This window comes from Cryobacterium sp. TMB1-7 (assembly GCF_004402435.1).
Classification (GTDB): Bacteria; Actinomycetota; Actinomycetes; order Actinomycetales; family Microbacteriaceae; genus Cryobacterium; species Cryobacterium zongtaii.
In genome coordinates, this window is the sequence record NZ_SOFZ01000026.1 from 102985 (window position 1) to 115040 (window position 12056).

9 protein-coding genes are annotated in these 12056 nt (G+C 68.2%); 5 read left to right on the forward strand and 4 right to left on the reverse strand.

What is annotated here, in order from left to right; translation table 11 throughout:
- Window positions 1–349: 349 nt before the first annotated feature.
- Window positions 350–1288 carry an AraC family transcriptional regulator gene (locus tag E3O60_RS12595; protein ID WP_134498296.1) on the reverse strand — a complete coding sequence of 313 codons (939 nt, stop codon included), beginning with the start codon at window positions 1286–1288 and terminating at the stop codon, window positions 350–352.
- Window positions 1289–1397: 109 nt separating this feature from the next.
- Between E3O60_RS12595 and E3O60_RS12600 the strand changes: the two genes are divergently transcribed.
- The 3 genes from E3O60_RS12600 to E3O60_RS12610 all read left to right on the forward strand — a co-directional run bounded on the left by E3O60_RS12600 (window position 1398) and on the right by E3O60_RS12610 (window position 5836).
- Entirely contained in the window at window positions 1398–2147 is a 750-nt protein-coding gene (locus E3O60_RS12600) for an SDR family oxidoreductase (RefSeq protein WP_241993264.1), read from the forward strand.
- Window positions 2148–2362: 215 nt separating this feature from the next.
- Window positions 2363–5194 (forward strand): esterase-like activity of phytase family protein, encoded by a 2832-nt coding sequence (locus E3O60_RS12605; RefSeq protein WP_134498298.1) that lies wholly within the window; start codon window positions 2363–2365, stop codon window positions 5192–5194.
- Between the two features lie 108 nt (window positions 5195–5302).
- The gene (locus tag E3O60_RS12610; RefSeq protein WP_088457651.1) at window positions 5303–5836 is read left to right on the forward strand and encodes an NUDIX hydrolase; all 534 of its coding nucleotides are present in this window, start codon (window positions 5303–5305) and stop codon (window positions 5834–5836) included.
- A 4-nt stretch (window positions 5837–5840) separates the two neighbouring features.
- Here E3O60_RS12610 and E3O60_RS12615 read toward each other — a convergent pair whose 3' ends face one another.
- The 3 genes from E3O60_RS12615 to E3O60_RS12625 form a co-directional block, all read right to left on the reverse strand.
- On the reverse strand, window positions 5841–7133 hold the full coding sequence (locus E3O60_RS12615) for a GNAT family N-acetyltransferase (protein WP_134498300.1): 1293 nt from the start codon (window positions 7131–7133) through the stop codon (window positions 5841–5843).
- A gap of 45 nt (window positions 7134–7178) precedes the next feature.
- On the reverse strand, window positions 7179–8798 hold the full coding sequence (locus E3O60_RS12620; protein WP_134498302.1) for an HNH endonuclease signature motif containing protein: 1620 nt from the start codon (window positions 8796–8798) through the stop codon (window positions 7179–7181).
- A gap of 110 nt (window positions 8799–8908) precedes the next feature.
- Window positions 8909–10084, reverse strand: a complete 1176-nt coding sequence (locus tag E3O60_RS12625; protein WP_103460254.1) for an alcohol dehydrogenase catalytic domain-containing protein — start codon at window positions 10082–10084, stop codon at window positions 8909–8911.
- Window positions 10085–10343: 259 nt separating this feature from the next.
- Between E3O60_RS12625 and E3O60_RS12630 the strand changes: the two genes are divergently transcribed.
- Both E3O60_RS12630 and E3O60_RS12635 read left to right on the forward strand, forming a co-directional pair.
- A complete protein-coding gene (locus E3O60_RS12630; RefSeq protein ID WP_088457647.1) occupies window positions 10344–10706 on the forward strand; it encodes a PadR family transcriptional regulator in 363 nt (120 codons plus the stop codon).
- The gene (locus tag E3O60_RS12635; RefSeq protein WP_134498304.1) at window positions 10706–12055 is read left to right on the forward strand and encodes a permease prefix domain 1-containing protein; all 1350 of its coding nucleotides are present in this window, start codon (window positions 10706–10708) and stop codon (window positions 12053–12055) included. Before E3O60_RS12630 ends, E3O60_RS12635 begins: the two co-directional genes overlap by 1 nt.
- Window position 12056 lies beyond the last annotated feature (1 nt).

The following is a 12056-nucleotide window of genomic DNA, read 5'->3' on the forward strand; positions in this document are numbered from 1 at the left end:
CAACTGGCTGCGGGGGCGCCTCCGCGTGTGCTGCGGATGTGAGCGACGTTCGATCACCAAGCGCGAGCCGGCGCCATGACTGAAGCCGTGACCCTCTGCGTATACCTAAGTGCTGGAACCGAATCGACCGTAGATCGACGCCTCCGACACTCTGAGGGTGGCGATCGTGATGCCCTTGCCCTGTGGCCGGCTGGCCGGTTTGGCCTGTCCCAGGCTGCTGCTTCCGGATAACCGAGCTCGCCGGGGGCTGCCGGCTTGAACCGGCGGATGCCGTGACCTCCCGCGCGGCCTCGGAGGAGATCGGCCCGGACCTGGTGGCGAGTGCGCCTAGACCCGAACCTGACGCCCACTACGTTGCCACGGAGCCGTGCTCGATGCGGGCGCGAGAACGATAACTCAACGGGGATTCACCGACCCGACGCTTGAAGGCGGTGCTGAACGCGCTTTCGGATGAATAGCCGAGCTGAAGAGCGAGCGCCCGAATCTGCGTGTCCGAGGTGCGGAGTTCACGCTGAGCGAGCAGCATCCGCCAGTTGATCAGGTACGACAGGGGTGGCGTGCCCGCAGCGTCGCGGAACCGCCCTGCGAAAGTGGTGCGAGACATGGAGGCGGCCCGGGCCAGGTCCTCCAGGCTCCAGCCCTTGGCGGGTTGCTCGTGAATGAGCGCGAGAGCCGGCCGCAGACGTTCGTCGGTGAGCACCTTCAACCAGCCGGCCGGCATATCGGGGTCGTGCAGGTATCCACGGATGACATCGAGCACGAGCAGTTGGCCGTATTGGCGGATTGCGAAGTCAGACCCGACGCGGTCGGCCACGATCTCTTCGAACAATCGTTGGATGTGGCCGCGCAGCGCAGCGCCGACCGGGCTCGCCAGACCGATGTGCACAACCGGCGGCAACGTGCGCAGGAGCAACTCCCGGCCGGTGGGGTTCAGATCCACCCGCCCACCGATGAGCACGTCCGCACCATCCGCATTCGCGTCTTCGGCAGAGATCACGGAGCCCGCCGACGGCGGTCGCACCTGGATGGGTTCGCCGTCGCCGACCCCGCCCTCGAGCGCCAGCCACGATCGCCCGTTCAGGATCACGACATCGCCCGCGTTCAGTTCGAGCGGCTCGAGCAGGCCGTTGGTCGTCATCCGGGCCTGGCCCCGCACCACCGCGATGAACTTGAGGTCGTCGTCGATGTTGTTGCGGGTCTGCCAGCGACCGCGCACGGCCGAGCCACCCGACACCACACTTCTCACCTCGATGAGATCGAGGATGTCTGAGAGCCGGTCGGTCGCCATATCCGAACTATAGGGCAATTAAAACGGACATTGCGTTATTCCGAATCCCGACCACGGTCGTCAGGCTGAGCTGTGCCGCACAAATCGTTTCGGCACTGAAGGAGTACCTATGACCACCCCCATGACCAACCCCATGATCACCCTCGTCACCGGCGGCAACAAAGGAATCGGGCGCGAAATCGCCGCCCAGCTCGCCCACCTCGGCCACACCGTGGTCATCGGCGCACGGAGCCTCGAGCGAGGCGAAGCGACCGCTGCCCAGCTGCGTGCAACCGGCGGCGATGTCACCGCGGTTGGCCTCGACGTCACCGACCCGACATCGGTGCAGGCGGCAGCCGAGACCATCCAGACCAGGTTCGGGCGCCTCGACGCCCTGATCAACAACGCCGGCATCAGCCACCGGCCCGGCACTGATTTCGCTGGCCAGATGCCCCAAACCGCCGATGTCGACCACGTGCGCTACGTCTTCGAGACGAACGTGTTCGGGGTAATCACCGTCACCAGTGCGTTCCTGCCGATGTTGCGCCGGTCGGCGGCCCCGCGAATCGTAAACGTATCCAGCAGCGCGGGCTCACTGGCGGCGATCTCCGACTTCGCGAACACCGACCCGATCGCCCTCGGCTACGTACCCTCGAAGACCGCACTGACCGCCGTAACCATGATGTATGCCCGGGCCCTCGTCGCCGAGCGCATCCTGGTCAACGCCGTCTGCCCCGGCTTCGTCGCGACCGACCTGAACAACCACCGCGGCGTACTCACCCCGGCCGAGGGCGCACGATCGGCCGTGCGCATGGCCACGATCGATGCGGATGGCCCCACCGGCACGTTCATTGACGTTCAGGGACCCGTCGCCTGGTAGCCCCCCCTCGGGCTGAATGCGGACCCGGGCGCGGCTGCCCGGGTCCTCATCCGCTTGCTCGAACCCGCACCGCCGCGCCGCGACCGGTTTGCCTGACGTACACCGTGCCGTCGCCTGCGAGACTCCCGCGGGTCATCCCCAGGTCGCCCGCCGCCGTCACGCTCGGTGGGTACATGTGAAGACGTACAGACCACGTTCGTGATCCAGGGGAAGCCATGCCACTCTCGAAAACCGCCCGCCGCGCCACCCTGATCGTGGGGGCCACACTGATGGCCAGCTGCGTGGTCGTCGCCCCGGCGCTCGCCGCGACGCCGGCCCCGACTTCCTCGGCGTTTCACCGCACCGCCACCTACCCGGTCTACCTCAACGCACCCGCGGGAGCCGACGCGGCCGACACCACCGCCGCGGAGATCTCCGGCGTCACCGATGACGGCAAGACCGTGATCTACACGGATGCCCCGGGCAAGCGCATCGGCTTCCTCGACATCACCGACGTGAACAACCCCGTCGGCGCCGGCAGCATCTCCCTGGCCGACCTCGGCCACGCTGATGACCAGCCCACCTCCGTTGCCGTGTACGGCGACTACGTGCTCGTTGTCGTCGACGAGAGCGGCGGAGACTTCGTCTCGCCCTCCGGCCGGCTCGACGTGATCCGCATCAGCGACCGCAGCCTGGTCACCAGCATCGACCTGGGCGGCCAGCCCGACTCCATCGCCATCGGCGCCGACAAAAAATACGCGGCCATCGCGATCGAGAACCAGCGCGACGAGGATTTCACTCCCACAGCCGGTAAGAAGGGCGACCTGCCCCAGCTGCCCGCGGGGTTCGTTCAGGTGATCGACCTGAACGCCGACCCCACCAGCTGGGTGACCACCCCGGTGCCGTTGGTTGCCGCCGACGGCGCCGCCCTGCCCTCGTTCGTGGCCGCGGGCCTGGACTCGCCCACCGACCCCGAGCCCGAATATGTGACCATCAACAGCGCCAACCAGCTGGCGGTCACCCTGCAGGAGAACAACGGCATCGCGCTCATCGACCTGCCGACCAGGGCGATCACCAAGGTCTTCAGCGCCGGCACCGCCACTGTCACCGGCATCGACACGAAAAAAGACAAGGTGATCAACCTCACCGGTCAGATCACGAATGTCCCGCGCGAGCCCGACTCGATCGCCTGGGTCGACGACACCCACCTGGCCACCGCCAACGAGGGTGATTGGAAGGGCGGCACTCGCGGCTGGACGATCTTCGACGCCAGCACGGGCGACGTTTCCTGGGACGCCGGAAACTCGTTCGAGCACCTCGCTGTGGCCAATGGCGTGTACGCCGACAGCCGCGCCGACAAGAAGGGCAGCGAGCCCGAGGGACTGATGGTCTCCACCATCGACGGCACCAGGTACGGCTTCGTCGCCTCCGAGCGCAGCAACTTCGTGGCTGTCTACGACCTCTCCGACCCTGTGAAGCCGGTCTATCAGCAGATGGTGTTCGCCACCAACGGGCCAGAGGGCCTGCTGGCCGTGCCCAGCCGCAACCTGCTCGTCGCCTCGAGCGAGACCGACGACGCCAGCGTCGGCGTGCGCGCCTCGGTGGCCCTGTACCAGCTCGGGGATGGCACGCTCGGTAACGCTTCGGCGGGCCAGCCGAGCATCGTCTCCGACGACGTCGACGGCCTGCCGATCGGCTGGCAGGCGCTCGGCGCGCTCAGCGCCAAGCCCGGCGACACCGCCCACATCTACACGGCGAGTGACTCCGCCGTCTCGCCGAGCACGATCTTCACGGTCGACGTGACCGCCGCGCCCGCGCGCATCGACGACAGCCTGGTGGTCACCGAGAACGGCAAGCCGGCCGTGCTCGACATCGAGGGCCTGCACGCGCGTGAACAGGGTGGTTTCTGGCTCGCCGCCGAGGGTGCCACCGGCGATGGCAATGCGCTGTACCGAACGGATGCCGCGGGTGGGGTGCAGGAGAAGGTGTCGCTGCCCACGGAGATCTCCGACCACATCTCCAAATGGGGCTTCGAGGGCGTGACCGCGACCACCGACGCGGCCGGAAACGAACAGCTCTACGTTGCCGTGCAGCGTCCGCTCTGGGCAGACCCGGCCGAGCCCACCACGACCGTGGACGGCGAGGGCGTCACCCGGATCGGTCGTTACGACGTAACCGAGCAGAGCTGGACCTGGTTCGGCTACCAGCTGGAGGCAGCCGCCGGCGGCGGCGACTGGATGGGCCTGTCCGAGATCGTCGCGGTCGACGAGAGCACCCTTGCCGTCATCGAGCGAGACAAGCTCAACGGCCCTGCCGCCGCGGTGAAGCGCATCTACACCGTGACCGTTCCAGAGGCAGACCCGGCCGCAGGTACGCTGCCTGTTCTGCCCAAAACGCTCGCCCACGACGTGCTGCCTGACCTTGCGGCCACCAACGGCTGGACCCAGGAGAAGCTCGAGGGCCTCACCATCGGCGCCGACGGCAACGTATACGCGGTCACCGACAACGACGGCCTCAAGGACGCCACCGGCGAAACGGTCTTCCTCAACCTCGGAACCGCGACCGAGGTCTTCGGCCTCGTCACGCCAACACCGACGCCCACCGCCACCCCGGTTCCGACGGCGACGGCGACGGCGACACCGACCCCGACTCCGACCGGCACCACCACACGCAAGCCATCCGTCGCTCTCGCAGACGCCGACCTGCGGGTGGCCGCGGGCAGCACCGTTGGCGTCTCCGGTCGCGACTTCGCCGCGAACGCCGAGCTCAACGTCGTGCTGCACTCGGCACCGGTGCGACTCGGTGCTGTCACGGCGGATGCTGCGGGCGCCTTCAGCAGAACTGTCACCATCCCGGCCAACACCGAAGCGGGCGTGCACCGCATCGTCGTGACGGCCGCAAACGGAGAGACCGCCGAGATCGCCTTCACCGTGGTGGCGGCCAAGAGCGCCACCGCGGCCCTGGCCAACACCGGGGTCAGCTCGCTGGCCCCCATGATCGGCGGCGCACTCGCGCTCCTGGCTGCCGGAGCCGGCACTCTGCTCATCCACCGCCGTCAGCGGGCCTGAGCCGCACCGGTCGCCCCGCGGCCAGATCGTCGAGGAGGTGCCCCGATACGTCGGGGCGCCTCCTCTGCCTCGTTGTGGGTCGTGCGGGGAACCCGCGAGAATGGCCCCATGACTGAAGCCGTTTCAACCCGTGAGGTGTACCGCAACGCCTGGATGACCGTGCGCGAAGACATCGTGCGCCGCCCGGACGGGTCGCAGGGCATTTATGGCGTCATCGACAAGCCCGATTTTGCCATCGTGGTGCCGTATGTCGACGGCGGGTTCTGGCTGGTCGAGCAGTTCCGGTACACCGTCGGGCGGCGGGCCTGGGAGTTCCCGCAAGGCTCCTGGCCGGGTGAGAACGACGGCAGCCAGGAGGACCTGGCTCGCGCCGAGCTGCAGGAGGAGACCGGGATGCGCGCCGGCGAGGTGCGACACCTGGCGCACTTCTACAGCGCCTACGGGCACAGCAGCCAGGGCTGCGACCTGTATCTGGCCACCGAGCTGACGCCCGGCCCGCCGGAGCGGGAGATCACCGAGCAGGACATGGTGCACCGCTGGTTCAGCGAAGACGACTTCCGGCGCATGATCCGCGCGGGCGACATCGTGGATGCGGCGACCATCGCGGCCTATACCTACGTGCTGCTTGACCGGCAGGCTTGACCCGCTAGAAGTGCGTCAGGCAGTGGGCGGGCCGCTCGACGGCGAAGAGCCTGGCGGCCAGGAACGCTGCACCCGACGTGTGTTCGCGCACCTTGTTCGCCGCCGCCAGCGACACGGGGTTCACCGCGCCCAGGTAGATCGAGGAGAGCGCGGCGATGTCCAGGTCCAGGTCGGGCGCCGAGGTTGATTCGGTGACCTGCGCCGTGCCGCCCTGCACCTTCAGTGAGAAGGTGCCCGCCGTGAGACTCAGCCCGTCGGTGACTCTCAGCACCACGGCGCCGTCGGTGGCGAATTGGCGCGCTTCGAGTGCCTGGCGCACATCGAGGATGCGCAACCAGAGCAGGTCCCGCGGGTTCGTCGCGGACACACATCGCGGATCAGTCAAGGCCCAAGTGAGCGGGTTGTCCGCCGGCGCCTCGTTCCAGGTGACGCGCTCCACCAGATCGATGGCCGCCAGATACTGCCAGAGCTCCAGGTAGGCCGCCGGGGTGGCGGCCACCAGGTCCACAATCTCCATCGTCGCGGGCGTCTTGTCCCAGCCGCCGAATCTGTACGAGACATAGCCGTCGACCGAACTGTCGGGCGCGTAGTGCAGGGCCGCCTTCACCTTGGCATCGGGGCCGCCCTCGCGGCTCGACGCCCCGGCGGCCAGCTGGCGGTAGAACTCCTGACGGCCGATGGACCCCGGTTGTTCGCCGTGCAGTCGGGCGAAGACCTGTGGTGCCAGCTCGAGAAGGACCTTGGGGTCGGCGACCTCCACAGAGCCCACTGGCAGGTGGTCGAGCCGGAACTTGGCGCTGGTATCCACCGTGATGCTCTGCTCCGAAGTGGCCACACCGAAACCGAAACGGCCATAGATCGACGCCTCAGACGCGGTGAGGGCGGCGATCGCGATGCCGTTGCCCTTGGCCAGGGTGAGGTCTTCGGTCATCATGCGGCGGAGCAGCCCGCGACGACGGTGGGAGGTGCGCACTGTCACGCCGGTGATCAGATGCGCATCCAGCAACCTGCCGAACCCGATGTTGAGCGTGCTCGGCTGGGTGCCGAACGTGGCCACCGGCACGTCGCTGCCCAGCGAATGCGGGGCCGGCTGGCCGGTTTGGTAGGCGCCCGTGTAGACGGCGCCGTCCACACGGCTCCTGGCGATGGACTCCTGAACCCGCTCGTCGCTGCTGCGCTCCTCATGGAACCCGAACGAGACTGCGCTGTCCCAGGCTGTCGCTTCGGGGTATCCGGGCTCGCCTGGGGCTGCCGGCTCAAACCGACGGATCTCGTAATCTGCGTTGATCAAGGACATGGATCCGAGTCTAGGGATACCAGCCTTGGGCCACTCGGTGACCGCTTAGAACGGTGGGTTCTCGGGCACCGGTGGGGTCGGCTTCAGGGTCGGCCGCTGCCGGGGCATCAGGTAGGTCTCGTCGGCGGGCCGCCTCCGGGTCTTCGGCCCCACGACCGGTGGTCGGGGTCGGGGTGGTCCGAATGGATTGGCCGGGTCGGTGCGGTAGCTGCGTTTGCCCGGTGAGGTCCAGTGCAGGATCCCACCTGGTTCCTGCGTGACCCGCCACTGGCTGAGGTGTTTGAGTCGGTGGTGGGGTTCGCAGAGGTGGGCGAGGTTGTCACTGTCGGTGTTGCCGCCGCCGGCCCAGGGGTCGGTGTGGTCGACGTCGCTGGTCACCGCGGGTCGGGAGCAGCCCGGGAACCGGCAGGTTTCGTCGCGCACCCGCAGGTATTTCTTCATGGCTTTGGTGTTCTTGTGCTGGGTTTTGCCGAGCGAGAGCACCACCGCGGTCTCCGGGTGGGTCAGCAGCCGGGTGAAGCTCGGTGCGTGCCCGGCGATCTCCCGCGCGGCCTCGGGGGAGATGGGCCCGTAGCCTTCGAGGGTGGCGGGTTCCTCGTCCAAGCTCAGCAGGGTGAGCACGGGCACGGTGACCATGACGGTGCCGCGGATGCCACCACCCATCCCGTCGGGCGTGATTCCGTCCAGCAGCAGGGCGGCGGTGATGTCGGCGCGGAGCTGGTCGAGGGTGCGGGTCGGGGAGTCGTCGGCCGGGTCCTGCGCGATGCCGAAGGCCGCACCGTTGCTGCTGGCGTCATCCGTTTGGTCGGCCGGGCTCGGGTCGCCGAGGTGCTTGAGCTTCACGGCGATCGTGTTGATCCGGTCGTAGGCGGCCTTGGTGTCGTGGGCGGTGCCGTACCAGTGCAACCAGCCCATCCCGTCCGGGGCGGCCTCCCAGCGGCTGTGCCGTTCGGTCAGGGCGTTCGTGCTGCGGGTCACGATCGACTCCGGGTGCAGCCGCTCCCGCAACCGGCGGGCCTTGTCGATGAACCGGCCCACCGGCAGGCGCTTGGCCTCGGGTAGCACCTTCTCTTCGAACGCAGCCTGGTCCTCCATCGGCAGGGTGCGCATCTGGTCGACGAGCGCGGTGGCGTGCCGGTAACTGATCTCTCCGGTCGAGAGGGCCTCGAAGGTCGCCGGGGCGGCCAGGAGCCAGAGGGACTGATCCATCAGGTGCTCCACGGTGCGCTCGGACAGGCGCAGCAGGCAGGCGGTCTCACTGACAATCGTGCGGCGGGCCACGTCCCGGTCCTCCCACCGGTTGTAGGCGGCCGCGCGGGCTTGGTCCTCGGTCAGGGTGGCCGCGTTCACGTCGGCCAGCCGGATGCTCTCCGGGTTGCCGTGCAGGCGCGAGGAGACGAGCGGGTCCTCACTCCAGCCCTGCAGAGCGACGAGGAACTCGGCCTGCCGGGCCTGCGCCTGCGCAATGGCGCGGGCCTCGACCGCGATCAGCTCAGTGCGGCGGGCCAGCTCCGAGCAGACCAACTCGTCCAGGGCCGGGTTGGGGACGTGCGGCCCGAAAGCGGTCGGGTCGACAGGGGAGGGGGTGGAGCCAGGTGGAGCGGACTCCGGAGAGTGGTGGTCATCATCCGGAGCGGGCGGTACTGCCTGGTCGGGGTTACTCATGATGAGATCGTCTCACCTACCACTGACACTGCAGAAGGTTCCGCGAGCTGTGAGAAAAGCCCCAGAAATCGCGAGATTCTGGGGCTTGACTCACAGTTCGCGAGAGGGAATCAGGGGGTCAGGACGACCTTGATGCAGCCGTCGTCCTTGGCGCTGAAGGTCTCGTACATCTCCGGGGCGCGATCCAGCGGCACCCGGTGGGTGACGAGGTCCATCACGCCGAGCGGGTCGGTGGGGTCCTCCACCAGGGGCAGCAGATCGCCGACCCAGCGCTGCACGTTGCACTGGCCCATCCGCAGCTGGATCTGCTTGTCGAACATGTTCATCAGCGGCATCGGGTCGGCCACACCGGAGTACACGCCGCTCACCGAGACCGTGCCGCCGCGACGTACAAGGTCCAGCGCCATGTGCAGCGCGGCCAGGCGGTCAACACCCACCGTGGTGAAGACCTTCTTGGCCACCGCATCCGGCAGCAGCCCTGCGGCGTACTGGGTGAACGCGGCGGCGGGGTTGCCGTGCGCCTCCATTCCCACGGCGTCAACGACGGAGTCCGGGCCGCGACCGTCGGTCGTCGCCCGCAGCATCGCGACGATGTCGTCGTCGAGGTCGAACACCTCCACACCGTGCCGGGCGGCCATCTCGCGGCGCTCCGGCACCGGGTCCACACCGAGCACCCGGAAGCCCAGGTGGCGTCCGATGCGGCTGGCGAACTGGCCCACGGGGCCCAGGCCGATCACGGCGAGGGTGCCGCCGGCGGGCACATCCGCGTACTGCACGCCCTGCCAGGCGGTGGGCAGGATGTCGCTGAGGAACAGGTAGCGCTCGTCGGGCAGGTCCGCGCCGACCTTGACCGCGTTGAAGTCCGCGAACGGAACCCGCAGGCGCTCGGCCTGGCCGCCGGGAACCGATCCGTAGAGCTCGCTGAAGCCGTAGAGGCTGGCGCCGGTGCCGGAGTCGCGGTTCTGGGTGGTCTCGCACTGGGTGGTGAGGCCCTGGTTGCACATGAAGCAGTCACCGCAGGCGATGACGAACGGGATGACGACCCGATCGCCCACCGAGAGGGTGGTTACCGCGGCGCCGACCTGCTCCACGATGCCCATGTTCTCGTGGCCGAGAACGTCGTTCTTGGCCAGGAACGGCCCCATCACGTTGTACAGGTGCAGGTCTGAACCGCAGATGGCCGCTGACGTGATGCGGATGACCACATCCGTGGGCTTTTCGATGACCGGATCGGGGACCTCGATGACCTCTACCTTTTTGGTGTTCTGCCAGGTGAGTGCTTTCACGGTGTCCTCTTCTTTGTACGATCGGGCCGCGGTTGCGGTGCCGCCCGGGTGGGGCGAATCTGACCAGCCTTGTTCAGGCAGTGGAGAAACTCAAGGAAGCTGGACGTATCTCCAGGCTTGGCGCCGAGGCGTGACGAATCGGGAAATTCACCGTCGCACCAACGGGTGTGCGCGGCCGCAGCCGGGCAGTGGTCGCTTCCATCCCTATACCTAGAACTGCTAGGGTTCATGCATTGCAGCTCTAGGTATAGGAGGCGCCATGCGCATCGAGAAAGACCTGGTCGCCGCCGCGGCCACCCCGCTGGTGTTGGGGATTCTGATGGACGGCGACCTCTACGGTTACGCCATCCTCAAGCGGGTGAGCGATCTCAGCGGCGGCAGCATGCAGTGGACCGACGGGATGCTCTACCCGTTGCTGCACCGCCTCGAACGGCTCGGCTACGTGACCTCGCTCTGGGGCACCTCCGACGTGGGCCGCCGGCGCAAGCACTACGCCATCACCGACCTCGGCCGGGAACAGCTGGCCGAGCGGCAGGAGCAGTGGACCGTCGTGGCGGATGCCCTCCGCCAGGTCTGGCAGGACCGGCCCCGACCGACGGCCGTGACGGAGGGGTGGGCCTGATGGACCTCGACGCCGACCTGGAAGCCCAGATCGATAGCTGGCGCGGCTACGTGCAGCGACGCCAGGCCATCGCCACCGCCGACGTGGAGGAGCTGGAAGATCACCTGCGCGAGCAGATCGAAGACCTGCTGGCCACCGGGCTCGACCACGACGAGGCCTTCCTCGTGGCGATCAAGCGGCTGGGCAACCTCGACGCCGTGTCCCGCGAATTCGCCAGGGAGCACTCCGACAGGCTCTGGAGACAACTCGTGCTCCTGCCCGACGCCGCCGGCGACAGCCGCGCGCCGGCCTGGCGGGAACTCGCCGTGGTGGTCGGTTTCGCCCTCGGCGCTGGCCTGGCCGTCAAGGCCGGCCTCACCTGGTCCGACGGCGGCACGGGCCTGGTCCGAAACCTCGGCCTGCTGGTGTTCCCGTTCCTCGCCGCCTACTTCGGCTGGAAGCGTCGGCTCACCGTGCCCGTCGCGGCAACCCTCATCGTCTCGTTCGCCGCCCTCGCGGTGCTGCTCAACGTCTACCCGTTTGCCGCCGGCGGCTCCACCGAGTTGCTCGCCGCGCTGCACGCCCCGGTGCTGCTCTGGATGCTGGTCGGGATCGCCTACGTCGGCGGCCGTTGGCGCTCCGACGCCCGACGGATGGACTTCGTGCGGTTCACCGGCGAGCTCGCGATCTACTACACGCTGCTCGCCCTCGGCGGAGCCGTGCTCATCGGGCTCACCGTCGCGGTGCTGTCCGCCGTGCGCGTCGATCCCGGTCCGGTGCTGACCGGCTGGATCCTGCCGCTCGCGATACCCGGCGCCCTCGTCGTGGCCGCCTGGCTGGTCGAGGCCAAGCAGAACGTGGTCGAGAACATCGCCCCGGTGCTCACCCGGGTGTTCACCCCGCTGACGATCATCATGCTCCTGGCCGTGCTCGCGGTGCTGGCCACCGCCGGCGGGCTGGGCACCGTCGACCGCTACCTGCTCATCCTGATGAACGCCATCCTGGTGCTCGTGCTCAGCCTGCTGCTCTACTCGATCTCCGCCCGCGATTCCCTCGCCCGGCCCGGCGTCTTCGACGTGCTCCAGCTGGTGCTGGTGATCGTGGCCCTGGCTGTCGACGCCGTGATGCTCACCGCGATGCTCACGCGCATCACCGAGTTCGGCTTCAGCCCCAACAAGATCGCCGCGCTGGGCGTCAACCTGCTGCTCCTCGTGCACCTGGTGCGTGCGGCCTGGCTCGCCATCGGGTTCCTGCGAGGGCGACACCCGTTCGCGGCGCTCGAACACTGGCAGACCAGGTACCTGCCGATATACGGGCTCTGGGCGCTCGTCGTGGTCGCGGTCTTCCCGCTGGTCTTCGGTTTCGCCTGAT